Annotated in this window: 15 protein-coding genes and 2 pseudogenes; 10 read left to right on the top strand and 7 right to left on the bottom strand. The window is 28.4% G+C overall.

Annotation, left to right across the window (positions count from 1 at the left end; translation table 11 throughout):
* Nucleotides 1-62: 62 nt before the first annotated feature.
* Nucleotides 63-377 (bottom strand): annotated as a pseudogene (locus tag LPB03_RS16990) (ATP-binding cassette domain-containing protein); the annotation flags it as partial.
* A 177-nt stretch (nucleotides 378-554) separates the two neighbouring features.
* Nucleotides 555-1343 (bottom strand): annotated as a pseudogene (locus LPB03_RS16985) (ABC-F family ATP-binding cassette domain-containing protein); the annotation flags it as partial.
* 364 nt (nucleotides 1344-1707) lie between these two features.
* Between LPB03_RS16985 and LPB03_RS08380 the strand changes: the two are divergent.
* From LPB03_RS08380 to LPB03_RS08350, 7 genes are all read left to right on the top strand, one after another.
* A complete protein-coding gene (locus LPB03_RS08380) occupies nucleotides 1708-2724 on the top strand; it encodes a sugar phosphate nucleotidyltransferase (RefSeq protein ID WP_065317882.1) in 1017 nt (338 codons plus the stop codon).
* The gene (locus tag LPB03_RS08375) at nucleotides 2724-3704 is read left to right on the top strand and encodes a tetratricopeptide repeat protein (protein ID WP_065317881.1); all 981 of its coding nucleotides are present in this window, start codon (nucleotides 2724-2726) and stop codon (nucleotides 3702-3704) included. Before LPB03_RS08380 ends, LPB03_RS08375 begins: the two co-directional genes overlap by 1 nt.
* 3 nt (nucleotides 3705-3707) lie before the next feature.
* On the top strand, nucleotides 3708-4478 hold the full coding sequence (gene lolB1 / locus LPB03_RS08370) for a lipoprotein insertase outer membrane protein LolB1 (RefSeq protein ID WP_065317880.1): 771 nt from the start codon (nucleotides 3708-3710) through the stop codon (nucleotides 4476-4478).
* The gene (locus tag LPB03_RS08365; RefSeq protein ID WP_170324172.1) at nucleotides 4478-5716 is read left to right on the top strand and encodes a murein hydrolase activator EnvC family protein; all 1239 of its coding nucleotides are present in this window, start codon (nucleotides 4478-4480) and stop codon (nucleotides 5714-5716) included. Before lolB1 ends, LPB03_RS08365 begins: the two co-directional genes overlap by 1 nt.
* A 126-nt stretch (nucleotides 5717-5842) precedes the next feature.
* Entirely contained in the window at nucleotides 5843-6403 is a 561-nt protein-coding gene (locus LPB03_RS08360) for a type 1 glutamine amidotransferase domain-containing protein (protein ID WP_065317879.1), read from the top strand.
* 172 nt (nucleotides 6404-6575) lie between these two features.
* Nucleotides 6576-9572, top strand: coding sequence for an ATP-binding protein (locus LPB03_RS08355; RefSeq protein WP_065317878.1), 2997 nt, complete (start codon nucleotides 6576-6578; stop codon nucleotides 9570-9572).
* A 10-nt stretch (nucleotides 9573-9582) separates the two neighbouring features.
* Nucleotides 9583-10590, top strand: coding sequence for a mechanosensitive ion channel family protein (locus LPB03_RS08350; RefSeq protein ID WP_197497429.1), 1008 nt, complete (start codon nucleotides 9583-9585; stop codon nucleotides 10588-10590).
* 85 nt (nucleotides 10591-10675) lie between these two features.
* Here LPB03_RS08350 and LPB03_RS08345 read toward each other — a convergent pair whose 3' ends face one another.
* From LPB03_RS08345 to LPB03_RS08335, 3 genes are read right to left on the bottom strand one after another with little or no spacing between them, the layout of a single operon-like run.
* Nucleotides 10676-11176: a mechanosensitive ion channel domain-containing protein gene (locus LPB03_RS08345; RefSeq protein ID WP_065317876.1), complete on the bottom strand. Its 501-nt coding sequence runs from the start codon at nucleotides 11174-11176 to the stop codon at nucleotides 10676-10678.
* Nucleotides 11177-11179: 3 nt separating this feature from the next.
* Complete coding sequence (locus LPB03_RS08340) at nucleotides 11180-11692, bottom strand: acyl-CoA thioesterase (protein WP_065317875.1); 513 nt, start codon at nucleotides 11690-11692, stop codon at nucleotides 11180-11182.
* Between the two features lie 44 nt (nucleotides 11693-11736).
* On the bottom strand, nucleotides 11737-12648 hold the full coding sequence (locus tag LPB03_RS08335; protein ID WP_065317874.1) for an HU domain-containing protein: 912 nt from the start codon (nucleotides 12646-12648) through the stop codon (nucleotides 11737-11739).
* Between the two features lie 94 nt (nucleotides 12649-12742).
* On the opposite strand from LPB03_RS08335, the gene dprA reads away from it, so the two are divergent.
* Both dprA and LPB03_RS08325 read left to right on the top strand, forming a co-directional pair.
* Nucleotides 12743-13846: a DNA-processing protein DprA gene (dprA, locus tag LPB03_RS08330; RefSeq protein ID WP_065317873.1), complete on the top strand. Its 1104-nt coding sequence runs from the start codon at nucleotides 12743-12745 to the stop codon at nucleotides 13844-13846.
* Between the two features lie 193 nt (nucleotides 13847-14039).
* On the top strand, nucleotides 14040-15098 hold the full coding sequence (locus tag LPB03_RS08325; RefSeq protein ID WP_065317872.1) for a hypothetical protein: 1059 nt from the start codon (nucleotides 14040-14042) through the stop codon (nucleotides 15096-15098).
* A gap of 124 nt (nucleotides 15099-15222) precedes the next feature.
* On the opposite strand, the gene LPB03_RS08320 is transcribed toward LPB03_RS08325, so the two are convergent.
* Nucleotides 15223-15648 (bottom strand): cation transporter, encoded by a 426-nt coding sequence (locus LPB03_RS08320; RefSeq protein ID WP_065317871.1) that lies wholly within the window; start codon nucleotides 15646-15648, stop codon nucleotides 15223-15225.
* Nucleotides 15649-15742: 94 nt separating this feature from the next.
* On the opposite strand from LPB03_RS08320, the gene LPB03_RS08315 reads away from it, so the two are divergent.
* Entirely contained in the window at nucleotides 15743-16615 is an 873-nt protein-coding gene (locus LPB03_RS08315; protein ID WP_065317870.1) for a DMT family transporter, read from the top strand.
* A gap of 389 nt (nucleotides 16616-17004) precedes the next feature.
* On the opposite strand, the gene LPB03_RS08310 is transcribed toward LPB03_RS08315, so the two are convergent.
* Nucleotides 17005-19053 (bottom strand): M16 family metallopeptidase, encoded by a 2049-nt coding sequence (locus LPB03_RS08310; RefSeq protein WP_065317869.1) that lies wholly within the window; start codon nucleotides 19051-19053, stop codon nucleotides 17005-17007.
* Between the last annotated feature and the right edge of the window lie 27 nt (nucleotides 19054-19080).

The raw sequence follows: 19080 nt of genomic DNA, 5'->3' as shown, positions 1-19080 counted from the left end.
TCGTTGGTTGGCTCATCTAAAATTAAAAAGTTAGGATTTTGAATTAAAACAGCACATAGATATAAACGCTTTTGTTCACCTCCAGAAAGTTTTTCAACAAAATCATATTGTTTCTTTTTATCAAACAAAAAACGTTCTAATAACTGTGATGCAGATATTTTTCTACCTTTTGTAAGCGGAATAAATTCTCCAAATTCTTTTACAACTTCAATTACTTTTTGTCCTGGTTTTATAGTGATTCCAGATTGCGTGTAATAACCGAATTTAATGGTTTCTCCAACCACAACTTTTCCACCATCAACAGGTGCTTTTTCTGTAATGATATTTAAGAAAGAAGATTTTCCTGTTCCGTTTTTACCAATAATTCCAATACGTTCTCCACGTTTAAAAACGTAATCGAAACCATCTAAAATAACTTTATCTCCAAAAGATTTTTGTAATTTATGAAGCTCTAAAATTTTGCTTCCTAAACGTTCCATGTTAATTTCCAGCTGAACTTTATGGTCTTTTCTTCGTTGATGTGCTTTGTCTTTAATTTGATGAAAATCATCAATTCTAGATTTCGATTTTGTAGTTCTTGCCTTTGGTTGCTTACGCATCCATTCAAGTTCCTTTTTAAATAAACTTTTAGCTTTCCCTAAATTGGTAGCTTCTAAAGCTAAACGTTCTTCTTTATTTTGAAGATAGTAAGAATAATTTCCTTTGTATTTGTAGATTTTACCTTCATCTAATTCTAAAATTTCATCACAAACACGCTCTAAAAAGTAACGATCGTGAGTTACCATAAAAAGTGTAATTTTTTCTTTGGCAAAATAAGCTTCTAACCATTCAATCATTTCTAAATCCAAATGGTTGGTTGGCTCATCAAGAATTAATAAATCTGGTTTGTTAATTAAAACGATTGCTAAAGAAAGGCGTTTTTTTTGTCCACCAGAAAGCGAGCCTACTTTTAAAGATAAATCTTCAAGTTTTAATTTCGATAAAATTTGTCTGTATTGTGTTTCAAAATCCCAAGCATTGTGTTGGTCCATTAAATCGAAAGCTGCTTGATATGCATCTCCGTTTTCAATGTTTTTTAAGGCTTTTTCATATTGATTAACAATGGAAAGTATTTTATTATCTGTTGCAAAAATGGTTTCTTCGATGGTTAAATCAGGATTTATATCATCTTTTTGAGCCAAATAAGCAATGCTAATTCCTTTTCTGCTAACTACTTGACCAGAATCTGGTACATCTAAATTAGCAATAATATTTAAGATAGAAGTTTTACCACTTCCGTTTTTTGCTACGAAAGCTACTTTTTGATCTTTATTAATTCCAAAGGAGATGTCTTCAAAAAGCACCTTTTCTCCATAGGATTTAGAAATATTTTCTACAGATAAATAATTCACAAGTTATATTTTTTGCAAAGAAACAAAAAACCCAAGCGTTAACTTGGGTTTTCGTAATCATTTATGAAAAAACAATTTATTGGGGGACTATTATTTTATTACATTTCTACGATGTAAAATTAATACTAATTCGAAAGCCAGTCAATCCCCCTAAAGGGGTAAATTTCATCTCCCCCTTTAGGAGGAGTTTCATCCCCCTAAAGGGGGAGATGAATAATAAAATACAAATTCATTTATCAAAGTTTAAACTGAAAAACAATTTTTTAAGTCTCTCAATAAATACTATCTTGCAGTCATATTTTTAAAAAAATCATATATGAAAATTATAGTGCCTATGGCTGGTATTGGTTCTCGTTTAAGACCACATACTTTAACCGTTCCAAAACCTTTAACAGTAATTGCAGGTAAACCAATTGTACAACGTTTGGTAGAAGATATTGCTTCTGTAATTGATGAAAAAATAGATGAAATAGCTTTTGTAATTGGTACAACTGCAAAAGGTTTTCCTACAGATACTGAAGAAAAATTATTAAAAATAGCAGAAGAATTAGGTGCAAAAGGATCTGTATATGTGCAAGAACAAGCTTTAGGAACTGCACATGCAATTTATTGTGCAAAAGAATCTTTAAATGGTCCTTGTGTTGTTGCATATGCAGACACATTATTTAAGGCAGATTTTAAGTTAGATGTAAATGCTGATGGTGCAATTTGGGTAAGTCAAGTAGCAAACCCAAGTGCTTTTGGAGTGGTAAAATTAGAAGATGGTGTTATTACAGATTTTATTGAAAAACCAAAAGAATTTGTATCTGATTTAGCAATTATTGGAATTTATTATTTTAAAAGTGGTGAAAAACTTTTAGAGGAAATTCAATATTTAATTGATAACGATTTAAAAGAAAACAACGAATATCAATTAACAAATGTTTTAGAATCTTTAAAACAACAAGGAGCCAAATTTTTGCCAGGAAAAGTAAGTGCTTGGATGGATTGTGGTAAAAAAGACCCAACTGTAGATACCAACACACAAACACTTGGTTTTGAATATGAAGCTGGTAATAATTTAGTTTCTGATGATGTGATTTTAGAAAACTCAGAAATTATACAACCTTGTTACATTGGTAAAAATGTAGTTTTAAAAGATTCAAAAATTGGTCCTTATGTTTCTATAGGAGAAAATAGTGTGGTTGCAAATTCTACCATAACAAATTCGTTGATACAAAAAAATGTAGAGATTTCGAATGCTAATTTAACTAATGCAATGATTGGTAATCATGCAAAATATAATGCAGCCTATAGCTCTGTAAGTATTGGCGATTATACAGAATTAACTTAATGAACTTAAGATTAAAGAATAAAGGAAATAGAAAAGAGAGGCAATTTTATACAATAAGATTGGCTCTTTTCTCTTTTTTCTTTACTTTTTTTTCTATTTTTATAAATGCGCAAGATAGCATTCCTGCAAATGAAGATTTATCTGAAGAAGCCGAATTAAAATTTCAACAATTCTTTTTTAAAGCACTTTCAGAAAAAGCGATTGGAAACTATCAAAAAGCGTTAGAAAATTTAGAAAACTGTAACCAATTATTAGAGAATGATATTGCTGTATTCTTTGAATTTTCTAAAAATCATTTATTATTAAAGAATACTTTACTAGCCAAAGAATACATAGAAAGAGCGTTGCAAGAAGATGTTGATAATGTTTGGATGTTAAAGCATTTGGTTAAAATTTATCAACAAGAAAATAATCTTGAAGCGGCTATTAAAACACAACAAAAAATAGTTACTTTAAAACCTAAAGAAAGATCTTTTTTAGTGCGTCTTTATTTGTATAATAGGCAGTATAAAGAAGCAATTTCTTTAATGAATGTTTTGGAGGATGAAAATTTGCTTTCAGCGAATTTAAAGAGTTTGAAAGCGAGTTTAGAAAAGAGAAAAGCACCAAAGGCTGAGGAAAAGAAATTATCAGACATTACTTCTTTAATTAGTCAGTTTGAAACAGAAAAATCATACAAAATTTTAGAGCAAATTTTAAAGATTTCTGAAGAAAATTCAACTGAATTGTTAAAATTTAGTGAAGAAGGTATTTTGTTATTCCCAGCACAACCTTATGTATATTTAATGAAAGGAAAAGCATTAAATTATCAGAAAAGTCATAAAGAAGCGTTATCTGTTTTAGAGAATGGGTTCGATTTTGTGATAGAAGATAAAATGGAAGCCAACTTTTATATAGAAATGGCAAAAGCTTACAAAGGTCTAGGCAATTTAATTGAAGAAAATAAATATCAACAGAAAGCTGATAAATTGAAAAGTTAAAAAATGAAGTACTTTAAATACATACTCCTTTTTACAATAATTTTTACTTCTTGTAAAACAACAAAAAATATGATTGATGCGAATGCAACAGCCAAAGATATTTCTGCCAAAAAAGTAGCAAAAAAACACATGGCTGCTAGTTTTGATAAGAAAACTTTGGAAGCAAAATTAAAAGTGAATTTTGATAACGGAAAAACCAACCAAGGTTTATCTGTACAAATGAAAATGAAAAAAGATGAGGTTATTTGGTTAAAAGGAACCAAGTTTATTACCGTTTTTAAAGCAGAAATTACACCAACTTCTGTCAAATATTATTCCTCTGTTTTTAAACATTATTTTGAAGGCGATTTTTCGATGATGAAAGAATTGTTAGGAGTAGAAATTAATTTTGAACAATTACAAAATTTATTTTTAGGGCAATCTTTATTAAATTTAAAAGAGGAAGATCAAAATGTTACAATTGTAGATAATCGATATATTTTATCACCAGAAAAACAGGCAGCATTATTCGATATTTTCTTTACCATAAATCCTGCACATTTTAAATTAGATGAACAATCGATCGTAAATGCAGAAAAAGAGTTACGATTAGATGTAAAATATCCATCTTATAATTTAATAGATAATGTTGTTTTTCCTTCGGGAATTAACATCAAAGCAAAAAACGCTAAAAAAGTTACAGCAATTGATTTAGAGTATAAATCTGTAGAATTTGATACAGATGTAGAGATGTCTTTTAGTATTCCTAGTGGTTATAAACAGCTTACATTTTAATGAAAAATTTAAAGTTTCATAGTGTCTTTTCTTTGATTTTATTGATGAGTTTGACTGTTTTTAGTCAGACTAAAAGAGAGTTGGAAAATCAACGAGAAAAATATAAAGCAGAAATTGTAAAATTAAACAAGTTGCTTTTTAACGAAACTAAAAAGGAAAAAAACGCTTTAGAAGATTTAAAAGACATTAACCAAAAAATAGCGGTTAGAAACAAATTAATAAACACCATTAATTTAGAAGCGAAACTTTTATCAACAGAAATAAGAACAAACGAACGTGAAATTGCAAAATTAAACAAAAGTTTAAAGGAGTTAAAAGCTGATTATGGTGAGATGATTTACAAATCTTACAAAAGTAAATCTCAACAAAGTAGAACGATGTTTTTGTTGTCTTCGCAAAACTTTTATCAAGCTTACAAACGTTTGGAGTATATGAAACAGTATACGCAATTCAGAAAAAAACAAGGCGAAGAAATTTTAGTACAAACAAGTTTTATCGAAAAAAAGAACGACTCTTTAGTAATTCAAAAGAAGAATAAAGAAGCCTTAATTTTAGCAGAGAAAAATCAGAAAAGAGAAATTGAAGCTGATAAAAAGAAACAAGAAGATTTACTTTCTACCATTAAAAAGAAAGAAGGTAAATACAGGCGTGAAATTGAAAAAAATGTTAAAGAAGATAAAAGAATTGCTGCTCAAATAGATAAACTTATTAGAGATGAAATTGAAAAAGCAAATAGATTGGCTTTGTCAAAATTAAAAGATAAACCAAAAACCGCCACTAAGAAAAATGAGTTTATTTTAACGCCAGAAGCAAAAGCTTTAGCAACAAAATTCGAGCTCAATAAAGGAAAATTACCTTGGCCTGTTAAAGAAGGATTGGTTGTTAGAAAGTTTGGTAATCAACCTCACCCAACATTTCCTGGAATCATTATTAATGGAACTGGTTTGCATATTGTAACTAGTAAAGGAAGCAATGCAGAAGCTATTTTTAGTGGCGAAGTTTTAAATGTTTTAGTGGGTTCTGATGGAACAAAAAATATACTTATTCGTCATGGAAATTATATAAGTTCTTACAATCACCTTGAAAATTCTTTCGTTAAAAAAGGCGATAAAGTAGAAATAGGACAAAGTTTAGGGAAGATTTTTACGGATAAAATAAATGGTAAAACTACCTTGGTTTTCGTGCTTTTAAAAAATACTAAAAAATTAGATCCTGCTTCTTGGATGCTAAAAAGATAAAATTTTCTTAAAATAGTGTTTGTGTTAAACTCAAAATGTTTTGAGCAAATTGTGTTTTCATTTTGTTTGTAATTTTGAAATGAGTTAGTAAAGTGCTAATTTCAATTTAATCTTAAAAACATAGAAATGGAAAATTTAGATAGAAAGAATGTTGCAATTTTAGCAACAAATGGTTTTGAAGAAAGTGAATTAAGAGAACCAAAAAAGGCTTTAGAAAAAGCAGGAGCAAATGTACATATAGTATCTTTAGAATCTGGAGAAATTAAATCTTGGACAGATGGAAATTGGGGAAAAGCTTATAAAGTAGATAAAACTTTAGATGAAGTTTCACAAGCAGATTACAATGCATTAATGTTGCCTGGTGGAGTTATAAATCCAGATACATTAAGAACAAATAAAGAGGCAGTAAATTTCGTGAAATCGTTTTTTGAAAATCACAAACCTGTAGCAGCAATTTGTCATGCACCTTGGTTATTAGCAGAAGCAGGTGTTTTAGAGGGAAGAAATATTACCTCATATAAATCTATTAAAACAGATATGATTAACGCTGGTGCAAACTGGACAGATGAAGAAGTAGTAGTAGATTCTGGATTGGTAACCAGTAGAAATCCAGACGATTTACCAGCATTTAATGCTAAATTAGTTGAGGAAGTTTATGAAGGTAAACATGAAGAGCAAGAGGCGTAATTGTCAATTTTAAAAATATTAAAAGTGCAGTTTTTAAACTGCACTTTTTTTTATGCTTAAAAATTTTGATCAAATGATCTCAAAATAATATTCTTAAAATTATCGAAATTCTTTTGTAATTTGCACTTAAATAAAGGCTTATATTAAATATCTTTATATTTTAAAATAATTTATGAAAGAAATTATTTCTTTAGAACAAAGTATTATTGCAACACTATTTAATGAAAAATTGTTGCCAGTTTTTTTTGATAAAATTAGAGCTCATCATAAAGCAATTTTAGAGATAGATGAACTTCAAAAAAAAATAATAGCTAATAATTTTAAAAATGATGATAAAGATTTAGTTTTTAGAAAGTTAGATGAGTATAAAAGTGATTTAGAAAAGGTGGTTTCTAGTTATTTTTCGTCTTTAAATTTAGAAGATGAATTGTTGTTTGATGCCTATTTTACTGCGTTAAACACACATTTAGAAACTCTTGATGAAACTATAAAGCGTACACAAGATAAGGAGCGTTTTTTTAAATTAGAAAGCGATTCAAAAATGCTTAAATTTAGGAAAGGCGTCAAAAAATCTTTGTTCAATATTTCTAAACTTCCTTTAAAGACTGCTAATGTTTTTAGAAAATCAAAAAAAGAAGTTGTTTTTTGGCAACAAGAGATCCCTTTTAAAAACGCTACTGAATATTATTTTAAAAGCGATCTTGTCAATAATTTATGTGAAGTTATTAATGAGATTAACAAAGAAATTTCTGAAATTACAAAAACATATTGGTCAGTAGATAAGAAAATCGACGAAAAAATTGAACTTTATTTAGAAAATAATATTGTTTTAGATTTTTCTGATGAAGTCTTAGCTGAAGTAACAATATTACCTTCTTTAGAAACACGAATTGAAAATCATAAAAAATCGTTTCAAGAAATATTTGACGTAATAGTTTTAAACTACACAAATGCACTTTATAAAGCAGACACAATTGAATTGTCTGCAAACTTTTTTAAAGAACAAAATATTACAAAATATCAAAAAGATGTTATAGAAAAGAGTTATAAAGATGCACTTCTTTGGCAAAATACATTTAGCGTTTTTGAGAGCGATTGGGAGTTAGATATCGAAATATTTACGATTATTTTTCATGTGATGTTTAAGTATAATGAACTTGAAAAATCAATTGAAAAACGTGCAGCACTTATTGAAAAGGAATTAACGATTCTTAAAAATTACCTAACAAACGTAAAAAGTTCCATTGCTAATTCAGATACAAAAACTGCTGTAAAGGCTACAATCGTAAACGAACTAAAGAGTTTAGGTAAAAATTTTAATAAACTTATAGAAGAAACTACAACACGAATTACCAATCAAGAAATTCCGTTACAAATTAATGATTTTGAAGAAAATATTCTGAATGTTTTAGAAACACTTTCAACAAAAAGAGCTATAAGTTCAGATAATGATTATACAACCAAAACTGTAGCATCTTCCATTAATTATATTTCTCCTTATGAATTGGTTTCTTACCAAAGTTGGCCAAGTCTTGCAGCAAAAATAAAGCAAGCAAAATTAGAACTTAACTTAAAAGTAACTACTTTTATTGAAGATATTAATGCCTTAAGCCAAGTAAGTCAGTTTAATTTAGAGTCTGCTTTATCACTTTTTGATGATGAATCTCAAGAAAATACATCCAAAGAAAATACACCAAAAAAAGTAGCTCTAGAAGGTTTAGAAAGAAGCGAAGAAAAAATTGAAGAGTTAAAAAATACCTTGGTAAATTTAAATACAACTAATGGTGAATTACTATTGCCAAGTATTACTAAGTTTCATAAAAGTATTTTAGAGTTAACTGATACAGAAAATATTACTGAAATTAGGTTAGCAATTGCCAAAGCAAAATCAATAGAAAAAAGTAAATTACTCAAAGAAAAAGTAATAAATAACGTTAAAAACTTTGTTCCTGTTGCCATACTTTATGGTAAAACCAAGTACAAAAGAACAGCGGCTTCTGTAAAAAGTATTCTTTTAAGAAATGGTTTGTACAAAGAACCTACAGATGTAACTAGCGATTTGTCAGAATTTTTAAAGCAAGCAGAAAAAGCGTTAGATGAATTGCCTTATGTATATCAGCGTTTGTTTAGATCAGAAACCTTGCAGAATGAAGCTTTATTTATTGGACGAACAAATGCTTTAAATACTTTAGATAATGCCTACAATGCTTTTCAAAAAAGCCAATATGCAGCTACAGTAATTATTGGCGAACGTGGTTCAGGTAAAACCTCTTTGATTCATAATTTTATCAATAAAAATAAAAAATTATCAAAAACAACTTTCTTATCAACCAAAGAAAATATTAGTGAACTTTATGAGTTAATGGCATTTTTAAACACCTCTTTTGAAAAAGAATTAGCAACGATAGATGAGTGGATTACGTATTTTAATACTGGAAAAAAGAGAACGATTGTTTTAGAAGATATTCAATATTTTTATTTTAGAAAAGTAGGTGGTTTTAATGTGTTGCATGAACTTTCTAATTTAATTTCATCAACAAAAAATAGTGTTTTTTGGATTGTTACTTCAGCAAAATATGCATTTCAATATTTAGATAAATCCATTCAAATTTCAGAACTTTTTGCTTTTAACATTCAAATGTTAGAAATGGATAAAGAAACCATGAAAGAAGCGTTGATAAAAAGACATAAAATTAGTGGTTATAATTTGCATTTTGAACAGCCACCTGTTGCTTATTTATCGAGTAAGTTTTTAAAATCTCCAGAAGAAGTTCAACAAGAAATTTTAAAAGAAGAATTTTTTAGCGACATTAATAAAATTGCACAGAGCAACTTTAGAATTGCTTTTATGTATTGGATTCGTTCTACTGTAAAAGTTTCTGGAAGTACCATTTATATGCGTTCTTTAAAAACGATAGATACTTCATTTTTAAATAAGTTAGCACCTGTAAAGCTGTTATTTTTGAATAGTATTTTATTGCAAGAAAGATTGTCGCTCCAAGATATTGTAGAGCTTTCTAACTTAAATGAGCAACAAACAAAAAACATTGTACACGCACTTTTCGAAAACGGATTGTTAACGATGGATAACGAAAAATTTTATATGATAAACATATTTTTATATCGTCAAATAACTACGTTATTAAAGAGTAAAAATGTAATACATTAAGCCTGAAATCATGAAAAAAATACTATTTATATTTCTTTTTATTTCAGCCAATTTAATGGTTGCAAAAGAAAGTAGCACTATACTACAAGAGCCAGAATTATTAATTATACAAAAAGCAGATACTGTAAAATTAGATTCTACAAATATTAAGGAACTTGTAAAAAATGAAGGCGAAAAAGATGTAGAAGCAGAGGTGAAAGCCACAAAAGACAAAATCGTAGAAAAGCTAAAACCGCCAGCAATTTGGGAGTTATTTTCTTTTTGGAAAATATTTTGGGCGTTAATATTTGTAATTGTTGGTTATTTAGTTATTCGTTTTACAATTTCTTTATTAGAAAAATATGCAGAAAAATTCACAAACCAACGAATTACTATAAAAGGTATTATTCCAATTATTAAAATTTTCGGTTGGATTTTTATTATCGTTTTAATAATAGTTGGTATTTTTCAACCACCACAATCAACAGTATTAGCAGTGTCTGCATCTTTGGGAATTGCTATAGGTTTTGCATCACAAGATATTATTAAAAACATTTTTGGAGGTGTAATTATTTTATTAGACAGGCCTTTTATGGTTGGCGATAAAATTGAAGTTGGCAGTCATTATGGAGAAGTTGTAGAAATTGGTTTACGTTCCATAAGAATTGTAACTGCAGACGATTCTTTGGTAAGTATTCCAAATGGCGAGTTAATGAATCAATCTGTTTCTAACTCAAATACAGGTGAAGCCAATTGCCAAGTTGTTGCCGAAATTTATTTGCCAATTACTGTAGATACAAAACGTGTGCGTGAATTAGCAAAAGAATCTGCACAAGTTTCAAAATACATTTACCTAAACAAACCTATTTACGTGCTATTTTTTAATGAAGTAAAAGAAGGTCGTTCGTATTTAAAAATGCGTTTAAAAGCCTATGTTGTAGATATTCGTTACGAATTTGCTTTTAAAAGTGATATGACAGAAATTGTGATGAAAGAATTGTTATCGCAAAAAATTATTGACCCTAAAGATTTAAGATAGGATTAATTTTGGTATATAAAAAGTGCCATTTAAAATTGAGATTATCAATTTTAAATGGCACTTTTTTTATGTTTTCAAATTAAAATTACTCAGGAAAATAGCGAATATTTTTTTGAAGAATCATAGCATTTGGCATGGTAATTAATTCGCCTTCTTTTGTTTTAAGAGTGATAAAAAAAGCACCAATATCTCTTATTTCTCCAGAAACATTATTGTCTTTTTCTAAGACAGTTATGCTATCGCCAATTTTTACAGGATAGTTTATGTATAAAATTAAACCTGCAGTAATATTCGATAAGATAGACCATTGTGCAAAAAAGGCAATTCCTAAAATAGTTAAGAACGATGATATATAAACCAATAACTGCTTTTCATCTACACCCCAAATAAAGGCGATAATTACAATTGCAGTTGAGTATAAAATAAAAGTTATAATTCTATTAATAATAATAACTCTCGTTTTTTGAAAACCGAATTTTATACGAATTTTTCTCAAAGAATTTGTAATCATTACTTTTAGAAAAACTACAATTATAATAATAATTAAAGATTCTATAATTTTAAAATGATTTAAATATTCTAACATAATTTAAGATTTAAAAAGCGCTTTTAACTCTGTAGCATCATTAGGTTTTAACTTTCCAGCTAATATCAAACTTAGTTGTTTACGTCTTAAAGCACCTTCAAAACGTTCTTTTTCTAAAGCAGTTTCAGGTATAATTTGTGGAATTTGAACAGGTTTCCCAGTTTCATCTACAGCAACAAAGGTATAAATTCCTTCATTTACTTTGGTTTTTAAGCCAGATTGTCTGTCTTCAATCCAAACATCAACATAAATTTCCATAGAAGAAGTAAATGCTCTCGAAACTTTAGCTTCTAAAGTAACTACACTTCCAACAGGAACAGATTTATTAAAAGCCACATGGTTTACAGAAGCTGTAACTACAATTCTTGCAGAATGTCTTCTTGCAGCAATACTACAAGCTCTGTCCATTCTTGCTAATAATTCTCCTCCAAAAAGGTTATCTAAATAATTAGTATCTCCAGGTAAAACTAAATCAGTGAGTACAGTTAAAGATTCCTTGGCTGTTTTTGCATCCATTTTTTAAAATTTTTGCAAAGGTAAGAATAGCGTATAAATAAACGTTACTTTTTTACCAATAACCAAGCATCTTTAGAAACTGTTTTCTGTATTTTATAAAGGTTATTAATGGCATCATTTCTAGAAGAAAAACTATTAAAAGCTACTTCTGTTAAGCCCCATTTGTTAACACCCAAAATACTAGCTTCGTACCCTAATTCTTTAAGTTCATTTACTTTCTTTTCTGCATTTTCTGGAAATTGAAATGCACCAGCAACTACATGAAAAGGTTTTATAACTTTTTCTTCTTTTGCAATCTTTAACTCAAGAGTTGGTAAAGGATTCGAAATTACAAAAGTAGCTGCTTGTATTTTTTTCTCTAATGCTTTTTGTTGATTTGCAAAAAGTACATTTTGCTCATTTTGTTGATAAATATTGTTACCAACAACTCCTAATGTTAATAAAATTGCAGCAGTTGCAGCATATTTTATAAAAGCAGGAATTCCTTTTTTGTCTTGTTTTTCAGAAACAGGAATTAAAGGTTTTACAATTTCTTTATGTCTTTTTATGATGGATGATTCCACAGTTGATAAACCAAAAGAAGCAGCTAAATAATTAGTTGAATAATTTGGTTCAAAAATTAATTGACCATTTTCATTTAAAGATAAAACACCAATAGAACCAATTTCTAACGGTTTTGTTTGCAATTCATTTTGCCACTTAATTACAGACAAAGCAATAGCATTAGACGCTTTTTCGAAAGAAATGTTTTCTGAAGAAGCAATGTAATTTGCCAATAAACCATCATTAACAGTTAAGTGACTGTTAAACGTAATTTGTTTTGAGGGTGGATTAAATGTGTTGTTATTTTCGTTAATTTTTGCACCAATTCTGTTGGTTACAAAACCACCAAAATCTGGTACAATTACACATTCATATCTGTAAAGCAAATCGCTAATGTAGTTGGCTAAAATCATAATAACAAATATAAAATTTTTGTGTTTTAAATCTTCTTTTCTAAATAATATTTATCAACAAAAAGTTATATATTGACAATGAAATTGTTACGAAATGAAAGATGAAAAGTTATTGGCTATTTTACGATTGCAAAAAAGCAAGGCAATTGGCGATATTTTAGCAAAAAAACTTATTGTAAATGTGGGAGATGTTGAACAAATCTTTAAGGAAAAATCAGCTATTTTGCAAAATATCAATGGAATAGGGAATCATGGTTTAAAGCATTTGTTTGATGAAAAAAACTTGAAAGCTGCAGAACAGGAATTAAATTACATTAAAAATAACAATATTAAATATTCCTACTTTTTAGAAGACGATTATCCAATAAATCTTCAAAATTGTATAGATAGTCCTATTTTAATGTTTAAAGATGGCAATATCAACTTTAAAAATGATAAAATAATTTCGATTGTTGGTACTAGAAATATGAGTTCTTATGGGCGAGATTTCTGCACAAAAATTATCGAAGATTTGGTACAATACAATCCTATAATTGTAAGTGGTTTTGCTTACGGAGTTGATATTTGTGCCCATAAAGTTGCTATTAAAAACAACTTACAAACCATTGCTGTTTTGGCTCATGGTTTTGAGCAAATTTATCCTAAAGTTCATAAAAAGTATATAAATCAAGTGAATGAAAATGGTGGTTTCTTAACCGAATTTTGGAGCGAAGAACAACCTTTAAGAGAAAACTTTTTAAAGAGAAATAGAATTGTTGCAGGCATATCCAAAGCAACCATCATTATAGAAAGTGCAGAAAAAGGTGGTTCTTTAGTAACTGCAGATATTGCAAATTCTTATAATAGAGATGTGTTTGCAGTTCCTGGCAGAACCACCGATATTTATAGCAAAGGCTGTAATAATTTAATTAAAAATAATAGAGCAACTTTACTAACATCATCAGAAGATATTGTAAAAATGCTAAATTGGGATATTAAAGAAAGCCCAAAAAAAGCAATTCAGAAACAGTTATTTGTAGATTTAAATGAAAACGAACAAAAAATATATGATTTATTAAGCGAAAAAGGACAGCAGTTATTAGATGTAATTTCTTTAGAATGTAATATTCCTATTTATCAATTATCATCTATATTATTACAAATGGAAATGAAAGGAATTACAAAACCTTTGCCAGGAAAGTTGTTTGAGCTGATGTAAAAAAGAATAGAAGTTCATTTTTTTTATAAATTTAGAATATGAAATTCTCAGAATAACATTAAAGTAATTCGTGAATTTGTGGCATTTCTTTCTTTTCATAAATCAAAAACATAAGTCAATTTTAAATCAACAATAATTCGTTTCAATAAAATCTTTTAATTATTCTTATTTTTGATGAAAATCAACCAATAAAATGGCAGTAGAAAAAAAATTAATGTCCAAAAAAAAACCAGCGTTTCCAATAAGTGAATCGTTAGATGGATATTTAAAAAGATACAATCGAAATATAAAAATACCTATTTTTTATGACGATTTGCTTCGTTTTCAAGGTTCGATCACTGTTTTTGATAAAAATGATGAAGACACACTTTGGGTAAGAACCTATTATTCTGAATGGGACAGAGTTGAGATTGATAATTCTTTAAAGAAAATTTATACAATGTTACATTCAGATGGAAATGATGAAGCCATTCCGTTTTTAAATGTAGACTCCATTGACTATTGTACTTTTGGAAATTCGAAACCTTTTAGAATAAAAATCAGAAATATTTTAAACGATAATTATACACATTTTTATGTAAAAAAAGCAGATGCTTCTAGAGTTTATGGTTTAGAATTAGAGCATATTTTGTCTCCTTATAGTATGAACTTTTTGGTGTATAAGGACACCTTAATTGAAGAGCATATTGCAGGGATTCCTGGAGACGATTTTATTAATGATTTTTTACCAAAATGTACTGAAGCTGAGAAAGCACAAATTGCAAAAGAGTTTGTAAAGTTTAAAGAACGCTGTTTGGTAAGGCTTTTAGGAGATATGCGTTCTTATAATTATGTAATTACACCCACACACGATTTTGATCAGATAATTTATAAAATTAGAGCCATCGATTTCGATCAGCAATCTTTTGAAGGAAATTTAAAAGTGTATAACCTACAATTTATGAAAGAGAATTTCAAAATGGTAGAAATGGTGAGTAAAAAATTGCAAAATAATTCGATAAGGCAATACAAATTAGAAGAACGTTCTTATATGGCAAAAAGAATGATAACTGTACCAAGAAGAACAACTCGTTTAATAAAATGTATGAAAAAAGATACCATTTCATATCCAGAAAATGTGGAGCTTTTAAAAAGTCATTTAATACAATATGTTGGTGATGTAAAGTTTAAAGATTGTAATAATATGGGCGAAATCTTAGAAACTATTTTGGAATTTGTAAAACGTAATTACTTAGATATTACAGGTAAGTAGTAGTTTATAATTTAAAAAAAATAATTTCCTATTAACTTTAGATTTATTTTCTTGATAGATTCCTAAAAACATAAAAGCAGGCTTTTGAGCCTGCTTTTTATTTTTTGAAAATGTTGAAATTTTTTTAAGCTTTATTATTTTTACAACAAGCCATAGTACAATCTTCTTTACATTCCATTTTTTCTGCTTTCATATCGCATTTTTCTTTGCACTCGTCAGAACAAACATGTGCTTTTTTTGAACTTTCTGAAGCTTTGTAAAGCTCTCCACCAGCAATTCCGCTAACAAAAGCAATTAATTCTTTTTTTGATGTTTTATTTGCATCAAATTCTATGTTGGCAATGCTATCAGTAAAAACAACTTTAGCATCTATAACACCTTCTTTTTTAGATAGTTTAGATTGAATCGTTTTTGCACAACCAATTTCGCAAGTCATTCCAGAAATGGCCAAAGAAACATTTTCTTTTTTTACTTCTTTTACTTCTTCTTTACAGCCAGTTAAAACAAAACATGCAATTGCGATTGAGTATATTATTTTTTGAAATTTCATTAGAATATTTTATAGAATTATTTTACAAATTTATCAATAAAATAACTCGTATTTAAATAATTAGTAGACTTTTGCATAAAATTTAACCTAGCTTATGAATCTTCAACAAAAAAAATGGTTGTATTTAGGAATGCTTTCTTTGGTTTGGGGAAGTTCTTTTATATTGATGAAAAAAGCATTAATAGGTTTAACACCTATTCAAGTGGGTGCTTTAAGAATGGTAATTGCTGCTATTTTTTTAATGTTGATAGGTTTTAAGAGTTTAAAACAAATTCAGAAAAGACATTATAAATTTATAATTTTAACCTCTTTTTTGAGTACTTTTTTTCCTGTTTTTCTATTTGCATATGCAGTTAACGGAATTGATAGTTCTATAGCTTCTATTTTAAATTCATTAACACCTTTTAATACCTTAATTTTTGGCGCTTTAATTTTTGGATATACTTTCAAAAAACAACAACTTATAGGAATATTTATTGGTTTAATTGGAACTGTTTTACTGATTTTAAATGGTGCAAACTTAAATCCAGATCAGAATTATTGGTTTGCCATTTTAGTAGTTCTTGCTTCTTTTGGATATGCTTTAAATGTAAATATTGTAAAGAAATATTTGCATGATATTAGTGCTTTAAGTATTGTAACTGGTAATTTTTTAGTGTTGATAATCCCTGCGTTTGTAGTGCTTTTATCTACTGATTTTTTTAGCACTTTCCAACCAACAGAAACAAGATTAACAGCTTTGGGTTATATTACAATTTTAGCAATCTTTGGTACAGGAATCGCAAAAATATTTTACAACAAAATGGTGCATTTAGCTTCGCCAGTTTTTGCCTCTTCTGTAACTTATTTAATTCCAATTGTGGCAGTTTTCTGGGGATATTTAGATGGCGAAGAATTAAGTATTATTCAATTATTTGCTGGCTCAATTATTTTGTTAGGTGTTTATTTAGTGAATAAGAAGAAGTAGGTTTTTATCACGATTCTTTTTAGATTTAAGGGAAACACGAACCAAGATTTTAAAAGAACCAAGAACCAAGACTCAAGAATCAAGATTATAGAAAAAAGAAAAAAGATTCAATTATCTAAAAATCTATAAAACATTACAATCTTGTCACTTCTATAACTTCGACTTTTTTGGAGAAGTATCAAAAAGAAGAGAAGTTTTAGTTTAGCAATTTTAGGTGATTTCTCCTAAAGTTTATCTTGAGCGAAGACGAAAGGTCGAAAAGGCAAACTTGATTGAGAAAAGCCAAAATTTTGTCAAAATTAGAATGTAAAAATCATCTCTATAAAATCAAAAAAAAAGAGTCAAAACCTAAGTTTTGACTCTTTTATCAATTGCTATTTTTTTAAAAATTATTTAAAATCAGCGTCAGTAACACCTTCATTTATTTTAATTTCTTTTACTTCGAAATTTAAATCCATTGGTCCTGATTTCATAACCACAGAATGAGGAAACATAATTCCATTTACAGCTTTATAATCGCTAAATGTTGTTGGAACTTGAACTTCAGTTCCATCAGGCATTTTTGCAGTTTCAACTTCCTTAGCTTTTAAACCAGTTTTAACATTGTAAAAAATTTCTTTTTTATCAGTTACAATAACGTAGAAGTTTTCACCATCAATTGGTTCAATTCTATCTAATGTACCATTTTTGTAAGCCATATCTGCAAAAGGAGCCATTGTCTTCTTCGCTTCTTCAATTTCTTCTGGCTTCATATCCATTTTTTGACCTCTAGCTTCTTGATATCCTTTTTCACCATCAAAAATTATTTTTTGCATTGCATTTCCCATCACAGAAATAACCATTGAAGTTTTATTTGGTGTAGCAGATTTCATTGTCATTACTAAAGGAGTTCCTTGAATAGTTGCATTAGAAACCATCATTACAGATTTTACAGCCATCACTTTATCTTTACCACCAATGGCATCAACATAGTTGTCTACAACATTTGCAGCAGTCATTCCTTCTGGAATTGGCAACGTCATTGCTGGCTTTTCTGTTGGGTTTCCTTCTTTATCGAAATAGTTAATTACATAATCTGTTTTTTCAAGATTTTTAAGAACATCAATTCCTTTTCCTGTAATTACAATTCTAGCTTTGTTACCTTTAAAATATTTAATAGCTGCATTCTGAACATCATCTAAAGTAACAGCATTTATATTTTTAATGTAATTTTCATAAAAATCTTCTGGTAAATTATAACGCTCAATATTTAAAGCATAATTGGCAATAGTTCTTGGTTTTTGAACATCCATCACAAAACCACCAATATATTCTTCTTTAGAATTTGCTAATTCTTCTGCGGATACTTTTTTGTATCTCATTTTATTGATTTCTTTCTGTAACTCAACCACAGAACTATCAGTAACCATGTTTCTAACACTTGCAGTTGCTCTAAAAGAACCTGCATATCTATCCTGTCTTAAGCTAGAATAAGAACCATACGTATAGCCTTTATCTTCTCTTAGGTTCATAAATAAACGAGCAGTTCCTCCACCACCAAGAATATTACTAGCCATTAAAGCTGCATAATAATCTTTATCGCCTAAAGTTAAATCTACATTATTAATAATTGCAATTTCAGATTGTACTGCATTATCCATATTAATAAAATCGATTTCTGTTGTAGCTACATTTTTTGTTGGTGGAATTGTGTAAGCAGGTATTACACCTTTTTGCCAATCTGCAAATAAAGAAGTAACTAATTTTTTTGCTTCTTTAGGATTGATGTCTCCTTCAATAACTAAGTAAGCATTGTTTGGTTTGTAGTAAGTATTATAATTATTTACAACATCTTTTAATGTAATTCTACCTACACTTTCTTTTGATGTGAATTCTCCAAAAGGATGATTTCTACCATAAGTCAAAACATTTTCTACTCTTCTTGCAGTAGAAGTAACATTTTTTTCGTTAGATTTTAAACCATCTAAAGTAATATTAACTTCTTTTTCGAATTCTTCTTGAGTAAATTGAGAGTTCTTAACTCCATCTGCCATCAATCCTAAAATTTCTGGAAAATATTTTGTTAAAGAAGATGCAAAAGCACCTGAACTAAAAAAGCTAACATTTGCACCATAGAAATCTACTTTTTCGTTGAATTCGTCTTTGGTGATGTTTGTAGTTCCTCTACCTAATAAACTTCCCATCATTCCAGAAACTCCAGCAATTTCACCTTCAAAATAAGGCTTATTGTCGATTGTTAAGTTTGCAGAAATTCTTGGTAATTTATGGTTTTCTACCATAATTACTTTCAAACCATTATCTAAAGTAAACTTAACTGGTTTACCTAACTTTACAACAGGATCTGGTCCTGGTTCTGGCATTTTACTTCTATCTATTTGTGCATTAATAGCGAACGTAGTTAAAAACAGTGCTACTAATGATAAAATTTTTGTTTTCATAATTTATATCTTGTTTATAAAAATCGA

This window comes from Polaribacter vadi (genome assembly GCF_001761365.1).
Classification (GTDB): Bacteria; Bacteroidota; Bacteroidia; order Flavobacteriales; family Flavobacteriaceae; genus Polaribacter; species Polaribacter vadi.
The sequence above is the reverse complement of the archived record's forward strand: the minus strand, read 5'-3'. Positions and strand labels throughout refer to the sequence as shown.